The 15,973-nt window shown below is 60.2% G+C and carries 19 protein-coding genes; 8 read left to right on the plus strand and 11 right to left on the minus strand.

Annotated features, from left to right (window positions below; genetic code table 11):
* Positions 1 to 65: 65 nt before the first annotated feature.
* From grpE to ASD58_RS08500, 3 genes are all read right to left on the minus strand, one after another.
* Positions 66 to 611, minus strand: coding sequence for a nucleotide exchange factor GrpE (gene grpE / locus ASD58_RS08490; RefSeq protein ID WP_057260683.1), 546 nt, complete (start codon positions 609 to 611; stop codon positions 66 to 68).
* 384 nt (positions 612 to 995) lie between these two features.
* Positions 996 to 2,048, minus strand: a complete 1,053-nt coding sequence (hemH, locus tag ASD58_RS08495; RefSeq protein WP_057260746.1) for a ferrochelatase — start codon at positions 2,046 to 2,048, stop codon at positions 996 to 998.
* Positions 2,049 to 2,166: 118 nt separating this feature from the next.
* Entirely contained in the window at positions 2,167 to 2,739 is a 573-nt protein-coding gene (locus tag ASD58_RS08500; protein WP_057260684.1) for a hypothetical protein, read from the minus strand.
* Between the two features lie 402 nt (positions 2,740 to 3,141).
* Between ASD58_RS08500 and ASD58_RS31135 the strand changes: the two genes are divergently transcribed.
* Entirely contained in the window at positions 3,142 to 3,870 is a 729-nt protein-coding gene (locus ASD58_RS31135; protein WP_156401202.1) for a hypothetical protein, read from the plus strand.
* Between the two features lie 132 nt (positions 3,871 to 4,002).
* On the opposite strand, the gene recN is transcribed toward ASD58_RS31135, so the two are convergent.
* On the minus strand, positions 4,003 to 5,649 hold the full coding sequence (gene recN / locus ASD58_RS08505) for a DNA repair protein RecN (protein ID WP_057260685.1): 1,647 nt from the start codon (positions 5,647 to 5,649) through the stop codon (positions 4,003 to 4,005).
* Positions 5,649 to 6,548, minus strand: coding sequence for an NAD kinase (locus tag ASD58_RS08510; protein WP_057260747.1), 900 nt, complete (start codon positions 6,546 to 6,548; stop codon positions 5,649 to 5,651). Before ASD58_RS08510 ends, recN begins: the two co-directional genes overlap by 1 nt.
* Before the next feature lie 139 nt (positions 6,549 to 6,687).
* Between ASD58_RS08510 and ASD58_RS08515 the strand changes: the two genes are divergently transcribed.
* From ASD58_RS08515 to ASD58_RS08530, 4 genes are all read left to right on the plus strand, one after another.
* Positions 6,688 to 7,065: a VOC family protein gene (locus ASD58_RS08515; RefSeq protein WP_057260686.1), complete on the plus strand. Its 378-nt coding sequence runs from the start codon at positions 6,688 to 6,690 to the stop codon at positions 7,063 to 7,065.
* 129 nt (positions 7,066 to 7,194) lie between these two features.
* Positions 7,195 to 7,638, plus strand: a complete 444-nt coding sequence (locus tag ASD58_RS08520; RefSeq protein WP_057260687.1) for a hypothetical protein — start codon at positions 7,195 to 7,197, stop codon at positions 7,636 to 7,638.
* Positions 7,639 to 7,644: 6 nt separating this feature from the next.
* Positions 7,645 to 8,055: a hypothetical protein gene (locus ASD58_RS08525; protein ID WP_057260688.1), complete on the plus strand. Its 411-nt coding sequence runs from the start codon at positions 7,645 to 7,647 to the stop codon at positions 8,053 to 8,055.
* On the plus strand, positions 8,039 to 8,734 hold the full coding sequence (locus ASD58_RS08530; protein ID WP_229209937.1) for an alpha/beta fold hydrolase: 696 nt from the start codon (positions 8,039 to 8,041) through the stop codon (positions 8,732 to 8,734). Before ASD58_RS08525 ends, ASD58_RS08530 begins: the two co-directional genes overlap by 17 nt.
* Here ASD58_RS08530 and ASD58_RS08535 read toward each other — a convergent pair.
* Complete coding sequence (locus ASD58_RS08535; protein ID WP_057260690.1) at positions 8,718 to 9,575, minus strand: DUF3667 domain-containing protein; 858 nt, start codon at positions 9,573 to 9,575, stop codon at positions 8,718 to 8,720. The two genes, ASD58_RS08530 and ASD58_RS08535, sit on opposite strands and share 17 nt — an antisense overlap.
* 89 nt (positions 9,576 to 9,664) lie before the next feature.
* Here ASD58_RS08535 and ASD58_RS08540 point away from each other — a divergent pair, with 89 nt between their 5' ends.
* From ASD58_RS08540 to gloA, 3 genes are read left to right on the plus strand one after another with little or no spacing between them, the layout of a single operon-like run.
* Positions 9,665 to 9,925, plus strand: a complete 261-nt coding sequence (locus ASD58_RS08540) for a hypothetical protein (protein WP_057260691.1) — start codon at positions 9,665 to 9,667, stop codon at positions 9,923 to 9,925.
* 8 nt (positions 9,926 to 9,933) lie between these two features.
* Positions 9,934 to 11,256 (plus strand): sorbosone dehydrogenase family protein, encoded by a 1,323-nt coding sequence (locus ASD58_RS08545; RefSeq protein ID WP_057260692.1) that lies wholly within the window; start codon positions 9,934 to 9,936, stop codon positions 11,254 to 11,256.
* A 21-nt stretch (positions 11,257 to 11,277) separates the two neighbouring features.
* Positions 11,278 to 11,688, plus strand: a complete 411-nt coding sequence (gloA, locus tag ASD58_RS08550; protein WP_082565302.1) for a lactoylglutathione lyase — start codon at positions 11,278 to 11,280, stop codon at positions 11,686 to 11,688.
* A 60-nt stretch (positions 11,689 to 11,748) separates the two neighbouring features.
* Here gloA and ASD58_RS08555 read toward each other — a convergent pair whose 3' ends face one another.
* The 5 genes from ASD58_RS08555 to ASD58_RS08575 all read right to left on the minus strand — a co-directional run bounded on the left by ASD58_RS08555 (position 11,749) and on the right by ASD58_RS08575 (position 15,965).
* On the minus strand, positions 11,749 to 13,056 hold the full coding sequence (locus ASD58_RS08555) for a TolC family outer membrane protein (protein ID WP_057260694.1): 1,308 nt from the start codon (positions 13,054 to 13,056) through the stop codon (positions 11,749 to 11,751).
* Positions 13,057 to 13,099: 43 nt separating this feature from the next.
* Positions 13,100 to 13,423: a rhodanese-like domain-containing protein gene (locus tag ASD58_RS08560; protein WP_057260695.1), complete on the minus strand. Its 324-nt coding sequence runs from the start codon at positions 13,421 to 13,423 to the stop codon at positions 13,100 to 13,102.
* A gap of 9 nt (positions 13,424 to 13,432) precedes the next feature.
* Entirely contained in the window at positions 13,433 to 14,086 is a 654-nt protein-coding gene (locus ASD58_RS08565; RefSeq protein ID WP_057260696.1) for a protein-L-isoaspartate O-methyltransferase, read from the minus strand.
* A 143-nt stretch (positions 14,087 to 14,229) separates the two neighbouring features.
* Positions 14,230 to 14,880 (minus strand): TetR/AcrR family transcriptional regulator, encoded by a 651-nt coding sequence (locus ASD58_RS08570; protein ID WP_057260697.1) that lies wholly within the window; start codon positions 14,878 to 14,880, stop codon positions 14,230 to 14,232.
* 65 nt (positions 14,881 to 14,945) lie between these two features.
* Positions 14,946 to 15,965, minus strand: coding sequence for a M28 family peptidase (locus ASD58_RS08575; RefSeq protein ID WP_200951587.1), 1,020 nt, complete (start codon positions 15,963 to 15,965; stop codon positions 14,946 to 14,948).
* Positions 15,966 to 15,973: the final 8 nt, after the last annotated feature.

A 15,973-nucleotide genomic window follows, 5' to 3' on the forward strand; every position in this document is an offset into this window, starting at 1 on the left:
GTTCTTCCTTGTGTACTAAGTTTAATTACTTCTTATATGTGGAATTTGTGTTTCTTTTCAAGTGCTTACTTTGGCTGGGCAGCCGTCACGATGGCGGGACGCAGCAGGCGGTCCGCAATCATGTAACCCTTTTGCAGCACGGTGACGACGGTATTCGCTTCCTGCTCGGCCGGCACCATGGCCACGGCCTGGTGCTTGTTCGGGTCCAGCTTTTCGCCGGCCGCCGGCATCACTTCGATCAGGCGGTTGCGCTCGAAGGCGGAATTGAGCTGTTTCAGGGTCATTTCGACGCCTTCCTTCAGCGATTCCAGGGTCGGGTTGTCGACTTTGAGCGCCATTTCCAGGCTGTCTTTCACCGGCACCATGGCTTCGGCGAAGCTTTCGACGGCAAATTTGTGGGCCTTGGCAACGTCTTCCTGGGCGCGGCGGCGAATATTTTCGCCTTCCGCCTTGGCACGCATGAATGCATCGTGCATTTCGGCCAGTTTTGCCTCGGTTGCCGTGAGCTGCGCTTCCAGGTCGGACATCGCAGGGGCTTCGGCGGGAGTCGTTTGCTCTTCTGCCTGCTCCACTTCCGGGTTCTGGCTTGGCTGGTTTTCCTGGTCTTGCATCTAAAAGACTCCTACAAAATCGTGTTTATCTGACATCTGTTGCTTCCTGCACGGGCAAGAAATGGGGCTTGCCCCTATCTTTTCAAGGGGTATTCTGCCCCTCAGTGCAAAGGCCCGGCGCACGCCGCGGGATTGTTGTAACTGAAGAGTTACAAATTTTACAAAGCTCTGAGATACGTAAACCGGGGGTTTTGACTAAGATGAATCTATGCGGTGCCTGGACACCGCGTCCCCTCGGAGCGCATCATGAAGTTGCCATTTATTACAGCATCGATCATCGCGTGGAGCTTCCTTGCTACGGCGGTGATCGTCTTCAGCGAACTCTTCCCCTAACCAGTTATTTTAGCAGGTTAGCACTCACCACCCGCAAGTGCTAACAACTGGCTACTTGCGCAGCTTGCGCATGGACGACATGGTCGGCCAGCCGATCATGTGTTGCTCGGCAACCTCGGTCAGGGCAGCGATCCAGGCCGGATGGCTGTTCAGGCAGCGGACATAGTTGAACTCCTTGCCGCCATTGGACAGGAAGTCGTGGCGCACTTCCATTGCAATTTCTTCCAGGGTTTCCAGGCAGTCGCTGGTGAAACCCGGGCAGATCACATCCAGCTTGCGCACCCCGTCTTTTGCCAATTGCGCCACAGTCGGCGCGGTGTAGGGCTGCAGCCACTCAGCCTTGCCGAATCGGGACTGGAAGGTGACCAGGTAGTCATTCTCGTTCAGGCGCAGCTTGGCCGCCAGCAGCCGGGCGGTTTCCATGCATTCGCGCTGGTAGGTGTCGCCCAGGTCGATGGTACGTTTTGGCACCCCGTGGAAGCTCATCACCAGTTTTTGGCCGCGGCCGTTGGATTCCCAATGGGCCAGCACGGTCTTTTTCAGCGCGTCGATATATCCGTCGTGGTCGTGGTAATCGCGCACGAAGCGCAGCTCGGGAATATTGCGCACCTTCTTATAGTGGTCGAACACGGCGTCGCTGACCGAGGCGGTGGTGGTACCAGAATATTGCGGGTAGGCCGGCAGGATCAGGATGCGGTCGTGGCCATCGGCCTTGAGCTTGCCGAGGACTTCGGGCAGGGATGGGGAGCCGTAACGCATGGCCATGGCTACCGTCACGTCGTTGTGGCCACGCTCACCTAGCAGGCCGCGCAACAGCTTGGCTTGCGCTTGCGTGTGGAACTTCAGCGGCGAGCCGTCGCTGGTCCAGATCGAAGCGTACTTCTGCGCCGACTGCTTGGAGCGGAATGGCAGGATGATGCCGTTCAGGATGAACCACCAGACCGCCTTCGGAATTTCGACCACGCGCGGATCGGACAGGAATTCCTTCAGGTAGCGGCGCACGGCGCCCGGCGTCGGTTCGTCAGGCGTGCCGAGATTGACCAATACCACGGCGGTTCTGGAAACGGAGCCTGGCTGGAGGGCGGGTTCTTTGGCGAACGGCATCTTGGGTACTTTTTTGTTATTCGTGGGCGCGCCATTATAAACCCGGTACTGCTGGGACTGACGGGCGCCTTCCTCCAGCATATTTGATTGAGACTCTATAGGATCGCGACAGCCTGATTTACCACAGACGCCACCACGGACGCCTCTTAACTCCGCCATCCACGGTGTCTTCAAGGCTGTGCTCAGAAAAAGCTTTGGCAACCTCATCGGGGTCAGGAGGCTTCGAAACGTTTAGTTGAGCGAGCACTCTGTTCACAGCCTCCGGGGTGACTTCGCCAATGATGCGAATTTGCGGCGCGGCCTTGGCTTTACTCGGGTCTTTTCCTGCACGCTCCATTTGCTCGATCGCCCCATATTCGGAAGAACTTGCAGCAAGCCGAAGGAAACCATTCGTCCGGTAGTAGTCAGCAACGAGCTTGGTCGCCGCTATGAAGTGCGCTTGAGACGAAACCTTCCCACGTGAGAGTATCTCCCCAGACTCGTTCGCAACGATGTATTCGTCCGAGAAGTTCATGCCAATCGGAGCGACCAACGCCCTCGCCCAAGCTGATTGGGTGAACGAGTAAACATCGCTGGCAACCGAGATGCCAACGCCGGCGCGGATAAGCGCATCCAGAGCCTCTGCTTCCGTAAACTCTGGGTGCTCGCTCACATACTCGGCAAGAATTCTTACTTCGCTAACTGGATCCATCGTCTATTCGCCATTTTATTAATTTGAATCCCAAGTTTCTCGTAGACGCACTCCTTCAACAATTCGATGAATTGCGTTAGCCCTTTTATCAAGGCGCAGACTTCGATGAAAGAAAGCGGGCAGCGGGTTTGGCACTATATCAGTCCTTTGAGTCGGTACGCTATTTGCGCGTTGAATGAGCAAGCTGTGCGCTCTGCTGCTCGATCGTGTGCGTCCATTTCCCGCTTCAGCATCAGCGCAAGAGCTCTTCGAAAGCAATTTCGAATATTCCTCCTCCAGTTGCCGGCCGGCTCCTACTGAAGTGAGGGACGTCCTCCCAACTGCGTATGTCGTTTTCGCTGAAATGAGCCGCTGTTTTCTGCTGTTTTCCGCTGTTTCCCGCTGTTTTTCCGGGAACTACCCGTGCGTACAGTGATCAAAGAAGAAACAGCGGAAAACAGCGCGTTTCAGCGCAAAACAGCGGAGGAAAACAGCATGAAAGACATAGCAAGCCTGGCGATACCCGCCACCACTTTGTGCCGCTTACTGCAGTATGCGGATGCACATCAGGCCGAGCTGAACGCCGGCGAGCTCGCCGCAATGGCGATTGAAGAATGGCTGGCTCGTACCGAGGGCGGCGAAGTACCGGGGATCCGCCTGCGTGGTTACCAATGGAAAAAGGTATTCCTACCCGAGGGCACCCAGCTGCGCGTCTGGAACCGTTCAGGCTACGCTTATGCCGAAGTCATTGGCGACAACATCGTGCATCTCGGGAATGCAGTATCGCCGCACGAATTCATTTGTCGCTGCAAAGGCATTTCCCGAAGTGCGTGGTCGGAAGTAGCGTTGCTGTTCCCAGGCGAAAATCACTGGCGAGGAGCCGATGCTGTCCGCCGCGAGCTGGCCCGCCCCCGGGAGCCACAAGTCGCCCGAACACCGGCTGCCGCACCATCGCCGCCCGAGCAACCTGGGCCAAAATTCTCGAGCGTGCTGCCACCGCCCGTTCAGCGCCTTCCCCGAATACCTCCCATCCCAACGCAAGCGCACCTTCAGCCCGACATTCACGCGATAGTGTCTGCGGAAAACGCGCAGCTAAATTCACCCGATCGCCGTAAAGTCCATCGCCGACAAGAGGATTTGCTGCTTGACTGAAGTGGGCCGGCCAATAGCGCTGGCTTCCCGGTTTGCCACTTGTTGATCAGCGCCACGGAGTGCCGCAAGTCATCTTCCCCTAGCAGGCGGCAATCCACTGGAATAACACAGATATAAGTAGGCATGGCGTATTCAGGAAGCCAGCAGCTCGCGGGCATGCTTGCGGGTGGTGGCAGTGATTTCCAGGCCGCCCAGCATGCGCGCTACTTCTTCGATGCGCGATTTCTGGTCCAGCACTTCGATGCGCGAGGCGGTGCGGCCGTTATCAGAAGTTCCCTTGACGACCTGGAAATGCTGGTTGCCCTGGCTTGCCACTTGAGGCAGGTGCGTCACGCATAGCACCTGGCGCTCTTGTCCCAGGCGCTTGAGCAGTCGGCCGACCACTTCCGCCACGCCGCCGCCGATGCCGCTATCGACTTCGTCGAAGATCAGGGTCGGCACTGTCGTTGCGTGCGAGGTGATTACGGAGATCGCCAGCGAGATGCGCGCCAGTTCGCCGCCCGAAGCCACTTTGGCCAACGGACGTGGTGCAACGCCGGCATGGCCTGCTACCAGGAATTCCACCTGCTCCACGCCGTAGGCAGTCGGATCGCACGGACGCAGCGCGATTTCGAAGCGGCCACCGGACATGCTCAACTCCTGCATGCCTTGCGTGACAGCTGCACCCAGCGCGTGCGCCGCTTTCGCGCGCGTCACCGACAGCTCCGCGGCCAATGCGAGATAAGAAGCCTTCAGCTTTTCTTCTTGCTTGCGCAAGCCTTCCAGGTCTGCGGCATCGGCCAGCTGCGCCAGCTTTTCCGACAAGCGCTCATGCTCGTCCGGCAGTTCATCGGCCAGCACGCGGAATTTGCGCGAGGCCGAATGCAGCGCTTCCATGCGCGCATCGACTTGACGCAGGCGTTCAGGATCGAGCTCCACCCGGTCCATGTAGTTATTCAGCGCATACACCGATTCCTGCAACTGGATGCGAGCCGATTCGAGCAGGTCGACGACTGGCTGCAGCTCGGCGTCCACCGACACCAGTTTGCCGAGCCGCGACGCGACGGTGGTGACCTGCGAAAGCACTGGATGATCTTCCGCTTCGGATAGCACGCCCAGTGCTTCCTGCGCGCCTTCCAGCAGGCTGGCCGCATGCGACAGGCGCGAATGTTCATTGCCGATTTCCGTCCACTCGCCTTTTTTCGGCGCCAGCTTGTCCAGTTCCGTTACCTGCCACTCCAGGCGTTCGCGCTCGAACTGCAGGTTGGCCGCGTTGGCCTCGTATTCTTCCAACTGCTTCGACAAAGCGCGCCAGGCGCGATATGCCGCCGTCACTTCGCGCACATTGGCGCCGCTCTGGTTATCCAGAAGTTCGCGCTGCGAATCGGCTTTCAGCAGCGACTGGTGCGCGTGCTGTCCGTGGATGTCCACCAGCATATCGCCCAGCTCCCGCAATTGCCCCGCCGTCGCAGCCACGCCGTTGATGAAGGCCTTGGAACGGCCAGCGTTGTCGATCACACGCCGCAGCAATGCGCCGCCCTCCTCCACCGCGAACTCATTCGCCACGAGCCAGTCTTGTGCCTGTTCGGTCAGCGCGAAGTCGGCGGTGATGTCGGCCTTGGCAGCGCCTTCGCGCACCATGCTGCCATCGCCCCGGCCACCCAGCGCCAGCGTCAGTGCATCAATCAGGATGGATTTACCGGCACCGGTTTCGCCGGTGAAGACTGTGAAGCCAGGGGAAAATTCAAGCTCAATCGAATCGACAATAACGAAATCGCGGATGGACAGGGTTCGAAGCATCAGATTTTGCCGTCAGTAGAAGGGTATTCGTTCCAGTGCAGCTTTTCGCGCAGGGTGTTGTAGTAGCTCCAGCCCTCCGGATGCAGGAAGGTGATAGTGTGCGGCGACAGGCGGATATGAATCTGGTCGCCATTCGCCAGGCTGGCGAAAGTCTGCATGTCAAAGTTCACAGTGGTGTCTTTGCCGCGCTTGATCTCGATCACGATTTCGCTGGAATCGGGCAGCACGATCGGGCGGTTGGACAGCGCGTGCGGTGCAATCGGCACCATGACGATGCCGCCCAGGGTTGGATGCAGCAGCGGGCCGCCGGCCGACAGCGCATAGGCGGTGGAGCCGGTCGGGGTGGAGATGATCAAGCCGTCTGAACGCTGGTTGTACATGAACTGGTTGTCGACATCGACGCTCAGTTCCACCATGCCGGCGCCGGCGCCGCGCGACACCACGACGTCGTTGACGGCAGTGCCGAAGAAGATCGCCTTTCCTTCGCGCATGACGCGGCCTTCCAGCAGTGTGCGGCGTTCAGCCTTGTGCGTGCCGCCGAGGATGCGGCCCAGCACGGGCAGCATGTCTTCCTGGCGGATGTCGGTCATGAAGCCGAGGCGGCCCTGGTTGATGCCAATCAGCGGCGTATCGTAGGACGCGAGCTGGCGCGCGATGCCCAGCATGGTGCCGTCGCCGCCCATCACGACTACAGCGTCGGCGCGCTCGCCAATGCCCTGCACGCTCATCGAGGGGATATCCGAGATGGCGAGGTGCTCGGCCGTGTCCGCCTCCAGCACCACGCTGTACCCGCCCTGCTTCAGGAAGTCCAACACATCGCGCACCGGTTCTTCGATGCCGGTGGTATTGGGGCGGACAACCAAGGCAATCGTGTTGTACATCGGATGCGTAGCGGACATATAAATCTCGGTCAAAATATGGGGGTGGCAACACGCAGCAGAGTAACCCATAATGCTTGCTCATGCCATGCATTGCGACGCTGGCCGATACGCTAATAAATACTGTATGTTTGCACAGTATATAACAAGGGAGACTGGAATGGCAAAAGCATTGGGCATTGGCGGGATTTTCTTCAAGTCCAAGGACCCGCAAGCGCTGATGGCCTGGTACCAGGCTTGCCTGGGCTTGCCCGCCGAGGCCAAGGAATACGCTTCCTTCGCTCCGGCCACGATGCCGTCGAATGGCGCTACGGTGTTCAGCCCCTTCAAAAGCACGACTTCCTATTTCGCCCCGTCCAAACGCGAGTTCATGATCAATTTCATTGTGGATGACCTGGACGGCGCGCTGAAACAGGTCGCCGATGGCGGCGGCACTTTGGTGGGCGATGTCCAGTCCTTCGACTACGGCCGCTTTGGCTGGTTTATCGATCCGGACGGGAATAAGGTCGAACTGTGGCAGCCGACAGCTGCGGAATGAGGAACTGACCGGGCGCGAGGAACGTTTGGCGTACTGATCCATCTCAAATGCAGGCCATCTGCGGCTTTCCAGGCGGCAAGGTGCGGTAGAATTCAAGCTATCGAGAGATTTGCTCCCCTTTGCCGCGCCATGGATTCCGTATCAGAAGCCCAATTTGAACTTGACCAGATGCGCCTCCAGGCCAAGCGGCAGTTGCTTGGGACGGTGGTCTTGGGTGTCATGGCGGGCCTGCTGGCGTTTGTCGGCCAGAGTGCGCTGGGCCAGGCGCGGCCCCTGCTGGAAGGTTCTTTCGGGTCTTGGCAATCGTTCTACACTTTCGTGCTGTGGGCACTGGCGATCGCGTGGGTGGTGGCGCTGGCCCAGCAAGCCATCCACCTCCAGAACATCAGCGAGCGCTTCGAATCGCAGCGCCGCCTGGACAGCGTCTACGCCGAGCGCGCCGCCAAGGCACAAGCTGCCGAAGAAGACCGCCAGCGCCAGCGCGCCGAGACCGAAGCCCGCCAGGCTGCCGAACGCACACGTCGCCAGAACAAAAACGCCCGCAGCACCAAATTCGACTTCTGGCAGGAATAGCGAAACGTGGCCGACAACCTGTACGCTCCGCCGCGTTCCGACTTGAGCGCTGGCGACCAGCACAAGCGTCCTGTCCCGGTCTACCTGATCGCGGCCTTGTGCACGTTCCAGCTTGGCGCATTGATTTACCTGGTATCCAGCGGCTGGCAACAGCTCGATTTAGCCATTTCAACCGGTACCCTGTCGCCAGTTGCGTTCCTGGCGGGATTTCTCTTCCCGCTGTTTCATTTCACGTCTGCAATGCTACTCTTCTTCATGAGGAAAGCCGGCGCCTATGCGTTCGGAGCTTACCTCGCATGGAGTGTCGTCAGGCTGTTCACCAACAACCACGGACCGACGACGCTGGCCGACTTCGCGCTGACCGTCGTGATTACTGCTTATAGCGTGTGGCTGTATCGCCGTGGATCACTCAAATAAAGAGTTAAAGCACACCATCGTCATGTTGCCCGGCATGGACGGGACGGGCGAGCTTTTCGCGCCATTCATCGCAGCGCTCGGCGGGGAATTCGATGTGCGCGTGGTGAGGTATCCGGGCGACCATTGCGGCGGGTACGAGCAGCTGGAGGCGCTTGCCCGGGCGGCGATTCCTTCCGACCGACCTTATGTTCTTCTGGGCGAGTCATTTTCGGGGCCGATTGCAATCTCAATTGCGGCATCGGCACCGGGCCGGTTGCAAGGATTGGTGTTGTGCTGCACGTTTGCGCGCAGCCCGAGGCCAGGACTGGCGGTATTGAAGGGGCTATTCGGCTTAATCCCGCTGAAAGCGCTGCCGGCAAGCTGGCTGGTCGATACCCGGATGCGGGCGCCGTTCAAAGCGGCATTGAGGCTAGTGAGTTCCGCTGCACTGAAGGCGCGCATGCGTGCGGTGCTGGCGGTCGATGTCAGCGACCGGCTGGAGAAATGCGCCGTGCCGATTCTTTACTTGCGTGCGACGCGCGACTGGCTGGTGCCGCGTGCGGCGGCAACGCTGGTAGCGCAGCTCAAACCGGCCACCGCGGTGACCGAATTCGATGCACCGCACTTCCTGCTGCAAACAGTACCGGAGCAGGCCGCGCGCGAAGTCGCGGCCTTTGTACGGCTTAGTGGGCAGAGATAATCCCCAGCCCCATCACGCCGAGGACGGCGATTGCCAGCGAAACGCCGTGCAGCAGGCCAAGCAGAACCCAGCGCCAGAAGGTTCCCCACTTGCCTTTCTGGTAGACGCGCTGCATCGCCCACGGCAGGTAGCCCGCCACCCAACAGAGCGCAACAAACTTCAGGAATCCGTCGGGCAGGAAGATAAATACGCCAAGCATCACGAAGGCGAATGCATTGCTATGCAGCGCAAACAGCATATGCTCGCCGTACTTTTTGCCGGTGCCGAGGTAGAGCAATTTGAGCCACAATGCAAATACCGGCATCAGCAGGAAGATCGCGTAGGGCGCGTATTTATAGAAGCCTGCCTGCATCACGGCGCTCTTCTCGTGGTCATTCATCCTGTCGAAGCGCTCGATGGAGTGGGAGATGCCGGGCGTCTCCTTTTGCAGTACCTGCTGCAGCCTTTCGTTGACAATCGCAGGCTGCTCTTTCGCCGGAGCGACCTGCTGCGTCGCGCCCGGAGGCAGCGGACGGGGATCAACTGTCGCAACGCCGGCATCGCTGAACTTCAGCACGGCGAAGAAAATGATGCTGAGCGAGAGGTACAGCCGCAACGGTTCAACGTAACGCTTGCGGCGCCCGGCCACGTATTCCGCGGTCAGCAAGCCGGGGCGGAACAGCAGGCGCGTGATCGTGCCCCACAGGCGCCCCTCCAGCGCAACGTAGTGGCCAATGAACTCGTGCATGAACTCGCTGAAGCTTGGCGCATGCAGGTGGGTCTCCTGCCCGCACATATGGCAGAAGTTTCCGGAAGTGGTGGCGCCGCAGTTGCGGCAAGTATTGTCGGTGGCGATATCCATATTGCAATGCTACCCGTGGAATTGCTTCTGTTCAAGCTGGCGACCGCCGCTGCAAGCCTTCGCTACCATGAATTGAGGAGGACGACACCATGGAACCGAACAGCAAGGACCGCAAGGTCAACACGCAGACGCCCGTGGACCGCAGCGCCGGCAAGCGCCTACCGCACGAGCGCGACGAGTCGCCGCAGGGCGCAACCCAGCAGAAGACGCGCAGCGTGATCCGCCAGGCAGCGGAAGATGTCGAGCAGGGCCTGGTCGACACCGATTTGCACGGCAAGCCAGGCCTGCAAAAGCCGCAGGCCGGCAGCGAGTCGAAGGCGCATCCCCTTCCCGGCACCAAACGCGATTGAGGCCCGCCATGCGAACCGCCACCCTTTCGCTCGCAGCTTGCGCCGCAGCACTGGCCCAATATGCACTGGCCCAATACGCACTGGCGCAGAGCTACCCGGCAAGCTGGGGCCCCAACCCTAGCCTGCCGGAGCCAAACAAAAAGCTGATCCCGACCGTCAACGTGGCGCCGGTCGAACGCTGGAAGGGCGACGACAAGCCGCTGCCCGCCTCGGGTTTCAGCGTCAGCGCCTATGCGCGCGACCTCGACCACCCGCGCTGGCTGTACGTGCTGCCGAATGGCGACGTGCTGGTCGCCGAGACGGCCGCGCCGCCCAAGCCGGAAGATGGCAAAGGCATCAAGGGCGCCATCATGAAGCACGAAATGAAAAAGGCCGGGTCGGTCACGCCTTCCGCCAACCGCATCACGCTGTTGCGCGATATCGACGAACGCGGCGTGGCAAAAACGCGCGGCACCTTTATCAAGGACCTCAACTCGCCCTTCGGCATGGTGCTGGTCGACAAGGACCTGTACGTCGCCAATACCGACGCCGTAGTGCGCTTCCCCTACAACGAGGGGGCAACTTCCATCAGCGCGGCAGGCATCAAGGTGCTGGACCTGCCGGCCGGCCCGATCAACCACCACTGGACCAAGAACATCACGGCCAGCCCGGATGGCCGCTTCCTGTATGTGACGGTGGGCTCGAACAGCAACGTCGCAGAGAACGGCATGGATAAGGAAGAAGGCCGCGCCGCGATCTGGGAATATGAGCGCGCCACCGGCAAGTCACGCCTGTTCGCAACAGGCCTGCGCAACGCAAACGGCATGGCGTGGGAGCCGAAAACCAAGGCGCTGTGGACGGTGGTCAACGAGCGCGATGAACTGGGCGAGGACCTGGTACCGGACTACCTGACCTCCGTGAAGGATGGCGCCTTTTATGGCTGGCCCTACAGCTACTATGGCCAGCGCGTCGACACGCGCGTCAAGTCGCCGCGCCCGGACCTGGTGGCCAAGGCCGTGATGCCGGATTACGCGCTGGGCGGGCACACCGCCTCCCTCGGCCTCGCTTTCTATGATGCCAAGCTGTTCCCGGCAAGCTGGCAAGGCGGCGCCTTCATCGGCCAGCACGGCTCATGGAACCGCAAGGAATTCAGCGGCTACAAAGTCGCCTTCGTGCCGTTTGCCGAAGGGCGTCCATCCGGGCCGCCGGTGGACTTCCTGTCTGGCTTCCTGACGCGCGACGGCAAGGCCAAGGGCCGGCCGGTAGGCGTGGCGGTGGATAAAACGGGGGCCTTGCTGGTGGCGGACGACGTGGGCAACGTGGTATGGCGCGTGGTGCCGGCGGGTCGCTGAGAAAACCAATACAATGTAGCCATGCGAATCCTACACACGATGCTGCGGGTTGGTGACCTGCAGCGCTCCATCGACTTCTACACCAAGGTGCTGGGCATGAAACTTCTGCGCACCAGCGACAATCCCGAATACAAGTACACGCTGGCCTTCCTCGGCTACGGGCACAACCCGGAGCATGCGGAACTGGAGCTGACGTATAACTATGGCGTCGAGAAATACGATATGGGCAATGCCTACGGCCATATCGCCATTTCCGCGACCGACATCGTTTCCGCCTGCGAGGCAGTGCGCGCCAATGGCGGCAATGTCACGCGCGAGCCGGGCCCGGTAAAAGGCGGCACTACCGTGATTGCGTTTGTGACTGACCCGGACGGGTACAAGATCGAACTGATCGAACGCAGTTTCGACGGCCAGGGAGCCGGATTGCGTTGAGGTGACTTCCCGCGGAGACTTGCCGCGGCGCCTTGCTTGGCGCCGCGGCGACATTGATGCTTAGTGGTCCAGCAGGGCGTTGATCGGCTCCAGGTCTTCTTCCCTGAGCGAACCAGCCGCCGACTTCAGGCGCAAGCCATTCATGATGGTGTCGTAACGCGCCTTCGACAGGTCTTTCTGCGTGGTGTACAACTGGCGCTGTGCATTCAGCACGTCGATGTTGATACGCACGCCCACCTGGTAACCCAGCTTGTTCGACTCCAGTGCGGACTTGGACGACACTTCCGCCGCTTCCAGTGCCTTGACCTGGGCCAGGCCACTGTTCACGCCGAGGAAAGCCTGGCGCGCGGTCTGTGCCGCCTGGCGGCGCGAAGCTTCCAGGTCGTTGCGGGCCTTGTCTTCCAGGGCGATCGATTCGCGCACCTTGCTGGTCACGGCGAAGCCGTTGAAGATCGGGATGCTCCAGGTCACGCCGATGGCGTTGTTGTTGGCCAGCGAAGCGCCGCTCACCGAATTGCGGGTCTTCTGCGCCACCAGGTCCAGCGTCGGCATGTGGCCTGCACGCTGCTTGCTGATTTCACGCTTGGCGATTTCCACATTCAGCTTGGCGCCGGTCACGCCGTAGTTCTGTTCTTCTGCCGCCGACACCCACGGCTCCAGCGTTGCCGGCTGCGGGCTGGCGACAGTCACGCCGGTGCGCAGCGGTGCCAGTGCACCAGGCGCCTGGCCGATGATCTGCTGCAGTGCGGTACGCTTCACTTCCAGATCGTTCTGGGCCGCGAATTCCTGCGCCACCACCAGGTCGTATGCTGCTTGCGCTTCGTGCGTGTCGGTGATGGTCTGGGTGCCCACTTCGAAATTGCGCTTGGCAGATGCCAGCTGCTCGGTGGTGGCCGCCTTCTGCGCCTGGGTCGCGGTCAGGTTGTCCTGTGCGGTCAGCACGTCGAAGTAGGCCTGCGACACGCGCAGGATCACGTCTTGCTGCGCTTGCGCAAACACGGCTTCCGCTGCGGCGGTGGACAGCTTGCCCTGCTGGTAGTTTTCCCAGTTGGCCCAGCGGAACAGGGGCTGGGTCAATTGCAGCTGCATCGTGTGGCTGTAGTTATCCGTGTCGCCAGAGAGGCCTTTGATGCGGTCAGTCTGGTCGCCGCTGTTTTTCAAGGCAGTGCCACTGAGGCCGACAGTTGGAAGCAATTGCGAACGTCCCTGCGCCGTGCGTTCCTGGCCAGCTGCCAGCGCGGCACGGGCGCTGGCGTAAGTGGCGTCGTTGGCGAGCGCCTGTTTGTACACCTGGACCAGGTCGGCCGCCTGTGCATTCAGCGAGAACAGGGCGCTGGATACCAGCACGGCGAGGAGGGGTTTCTGCATTTGCATCTCCGTTGGAGTCGTCAAAAAGGATTAGTTTTCGTGCCTAATACTGCGGCATTGAGCTGTCTACCTGCACAGCCCAGGCGTGAATCCCGCCTGTCAGATTGCTTACCTTGCTGAAACCATGATGCTCGAGGAATGCTGCCACGTTGAGGCTGCGCGCCCCGTGGTGGCAGATGCAGACGATTTCTGCATCCTCGTCGAGATCGTCGATGCGGGCCGGGATGGTCTGCATCGGCATCAGGGTCGAGCCTGCGATATGGCAGGTCTCGAATTCCCAGTTCTCGCGCACGTCCAGCAGGAAAGGCTTGCTGCGGCTTTCATCATTCAGCCAGCCAGCCAGTTCCGGTGCGGTTAAGTGCTGCATTGGCGTTCCTTAGAAAGTGAACGCCGAAGGTTTCACCGCCAGGTCGAGCGGCTTGACATCGGTCTCAAACAGTTTGACGGTGTCGTAGCCGTGGTCGCCGGTGCGGGTAATGCGGTGCGCGGACATCACAGGCGAATCGCCGATGATGGCCACGATGCGGCCGCCTACCTTCACTTGCTGCAGCACTGCTTCCGGCAGTACCGGCAGCGAGCCGGAGAACACGATCACGTCGAACGGCGCGCCGTTGGACCAGCCCTGGGCGCCATTGCCCAGTTCCACGGTCACATTGGAAATGCCGTTCGCCGCCAGGTTCTTTTCCGCCAGCGCCTTCAGTTCAGGCGCGATTTCGACGGCGGTAACGTGGCGTGCACGGTGGGCCAGCAGCGCGGCCAGGTAGCCGGTGCCCGCGCCAACCAGCAGCACGTTTTCATGTTTCTTGATTTGCGCATCTTGTGCCATGCGCGCTTCCAGCTTCGGGGTCAGCATTTGCTCGCCACCCGCCAGCGGAATGAAAGTGTCGACAAAAGCCAGGTTCTTGTAGGCTTCTGGCACGAAATTCTCGCGTTTTACGACCAGCAAGAGATCGAGGATGTCCGTATCCAGCACATCCCAAGGGCGGATTTGCTGTTCGATCATATTGAAACGGGCTTGTTCGATATTCATCTTTGTTGACTCGGTGAGGGATAAATAATCCGTCATTTTATCGTTTGTCTGGTCAGGTGGGCATATTAACGATTAAGACAACGGATCGCGGGAAATTGCGACAGTCTGCAGTTTTGGGGGGGTGAACGACCAAAATCGGCAATTTAAGCTGGTTTTTTCGGGGCCAGCCCCTGCTGCACCAGGCCAAGGAAGGTGTCCATGAAAGCGTCGGCGTCGACGCCCTCGTGAGTCTCGCAGGGGAAGAAGCTGTGCTTCCACATCATCAGGGTCAGCACCGGGGCGATCAGGACGTTGGTCATCATCACCGGGTCGAGCGGGCGGAATTCGCCGCGCTCCACGCCACGCTCCAGGATGCGGGTCAGCAAGGCGCTGCCGCGCTCGATGACTTCTTCATTATAGAACTGGGCAAGTTCGGGGAAATTGCCGGATTCGGCCATCATCAGCTTGGTCAGGCCGGCGGCCTTGGTGGCGCCGACCTTGGTCCACCAGGTGCGCAGCATCTGGCGCAGCAGCTCGTCGCTGGGCATGCCCTGGGCGGCGGCGGCATCGCTTTCGGCCTGGCCGATGGTCTGCACAATGGTCTCGCGCACTACGGCCTTGAACAGTTCCTGCTTGTTTTCGAAATACAGGTAGAGCGTGCCCTTGGAGACGCCGGCGGCGCGCGCCACGTCTTCCAGGCGGGTGGCGGCAAATCCACGATCGACGAACAGTTCCAGCGCAGCCGCCAGCAATTCCTGCGGACGCGCGTCCTTGCGTCGCTCCCAGCGGGGCTTGGTATCAGTCGGGGCTTGCATACTTAAAGTTGATTCCGGGTAACTTACTTATGAGTCAGTTATATTAGTTCCCCGTCCTCTGGACGTCAAGTTCCAGGCCTTTTGGCCACCGCGTAGACCGCCTGCACCACCATCGCCATCCGCTGGTAATCGATCTTTTCGAACGTATCGCCGGCCCGGTGATAGTTCGGATTGCGCATGAATGCCGTGTCGGTCACCATCAGCGCCGGATAACCCTGCGCCCAATAACTGCGGTGATCGGAAAAATCGACGCCTTGCACAAAGCTGGGCGCGTTGAGCGAGTAGACCGGCAACTGCGACGCGCCCGACATAACGCCCTTCACTGAACGGCTAAGGCCAAAGTCGCCGAACTGCCCCACCAGTGCGATGAAATTGCCGCGATCAGGATAAGCAAGTTTCATCGCAGCCAGCGGGTAGGCCTGGCTGCCAGGACGATCGGTAAAGTAGCCGATCATCTCCAGTGACAGCATCATCTCCACGTCACGTCCCGCCGCTTTCAGTGCGCTCGCATGCCATACGCTGCCCATGTGAGGGGAGCGAAAGTGCGGAGGCTCTTCCAGGGTATATGCCACCAGTTCAACCGGGCGCGTTGGTCCGGCCCGTCCCAGCAGATGCGCCAATTCCAGCAAGCCCGCAATGCCGCTGGCATTGTCGTCGGCTCCGCGTGTTGCACCGTGGCTGTCGTAATGGGCGCCAATCACGAGCAGGCGCCCGCTCTCGGGGCCGAAGCGCGCGACGACATTCTTGTAGTGCTCAGCTTCGACCACCACATCCTGCATCGATACCTGCGCACCAGCTTCCTTGAATTGCTCTGCGATGTACGCCGCCGTGCGTTCCAGTTTTGGGCGCTGCTCGAATGAGCGCGGATAAAAATCGATGGACAGCTTTTTCACGTGCGCTTCGAGCCTGGCGGGATCGACCGCTGGCGGCGTCGATGGCACTGCCGTCACCAAAGGCTGGCAGACCAACGCAGCCAACGCGAGCATCCCCGCACCGATAACAAGCAAAGCAGCAAGCAAGCGGCGATGCTTGCGCGTAGCAGACTGCGAAAAATCCATTCCCATATTCCTGTCATCAAATTTCATAAGAGGAT

Source organism: Duganella sp. Root1480D1 (genome assembly GCF_001427305.1).
In the GTDB taxonomy this organism is placed as follows: domain Bacteria; phylum Pseudomonadota; class Gammaproteobacteria; order Burkholderiales; family Burkholderiaceae_D; genus Rugamonas.

What these genes read in the sequence shown, in the direction of transcription:
- gloA (WP_082565302.1), top strand. Translation starts at nt 11,278, where the DNA reads ATGCGAATCCTACACACGATGCTGCGGGTTGGTGACCTGCAGCGCTCC.
- ASD58_RS08510 (WP_057260747.1), bottom strand. Translation starts at nt 6,548, where the DNA reads ATGTCCGCTACGCATCCGATGTACAACACGATTGCCTTGGTTGTCCGC.
- ASD58_RS08535 (WP_057260690.1), bottom strand. Translation starts at nt 9,575, where the DNA reads ATGGATATCGCCACCGACAATACTTGCCGCAACTGCGGCGCCACCACT.
- ASD58_RS08555 (WP_057260694.1), bottom strand. Translation starts at nt 13,056, where the DNA reads ATGCAGAAACCCCTCCTCGCCGTGCTGGTATCCAGCGCCCTGTTCTCG.
- ASD58_RS08520 (WP_057260687.1), top strand. Translation starts at nt 7,195, where the DNA reads ATGGATTCCGTATCAGAAGCCCAATTTGAACTTGACCAGATGCGCCTC.
- recN (WP_057260685.1), bottom strand. Translation starts at nt 5,649, where the DNA reads ATGCTTCGAACCCTGTCCATCCGCGATTTCGTTATTGTCGATTCGATT.
- ASD58_RS08500 (WP_057260684.1), bottom strand. Translation starts at nt 2,739, where the DNA reads ATGGATCCAGTTAGCGAAGTAAGAATTCTTGCCGAGTATGTGAGCGAG.
- ASD58_RS08540 (WP_057260691.1), top strand. Translation starts at nt 9,665, where the DNA reads ATGGAACCGAACAGCAAGGACCGCAAGGTCAACACGCAGACGCCCGTG.
- hemH (WP_057260746.1), bottom strand. Translation starts at nt 2,048, where the DNA reads ATGCCGTTCGCCAAAGAACCCGCCCTCCAGCCAGGCTCCGTTTCCAGA.
- grpE (WP_057260683.1), bottom strand. Translation starts at nt 611, where the DNA reads ATGCAAGACCAGGAAAACCAGCCAAGCCAGAACCCGGAAGTGGAGCAG.
- ASD58_RS08575 (WP_200951587.1), bottom strand. Translation starts at nt 15,965, where the DNA reads ATGAAATTTGATGACAGGAATATGGGAATGGATTTTTCGCAGTCTGCT.
- ASD58_RS08545 (WP_057260692.1), top strand. Translation starts at nt 9,934, where the DNA reads ATGCGAACCGCCACCCTTTCGCTCGCAGCTTGCGCCGCAGCACTGGCC.
- ASD58_RS08560 (WP_057260695.1), bottom strand. Translation starts at nt 13,423, where the DNA reads ATGCAGCACTTAACCGCACCGGAACTGGCTGGCTGGCTGAATGATGAA.
- ASD58_RS08570 (WP_057260697.1), bottom strand. Translation starts at nt 14,880, where the DNA reads ATGCAAGCCCCGACTGATACCAAGCCCCGCTGGGAGCGACGCAAGGAC.
- ASD58_RS08565 (WP_057260696.1), bottom strand. Translation starts at nt 14,086, where the DNA reads ATGAATATCGAACAAGCCCGTTTCAATATGATCGAACAGCAAATCCGC.
- ASD58_RS08515 (WP_057260686.1), top strand. Translation starts at nt 6,688, where the DNA reads ATGGCAAAAGCATTGGGCATTGGCGGGATTTTCTTCAAGTCCAAGGAC.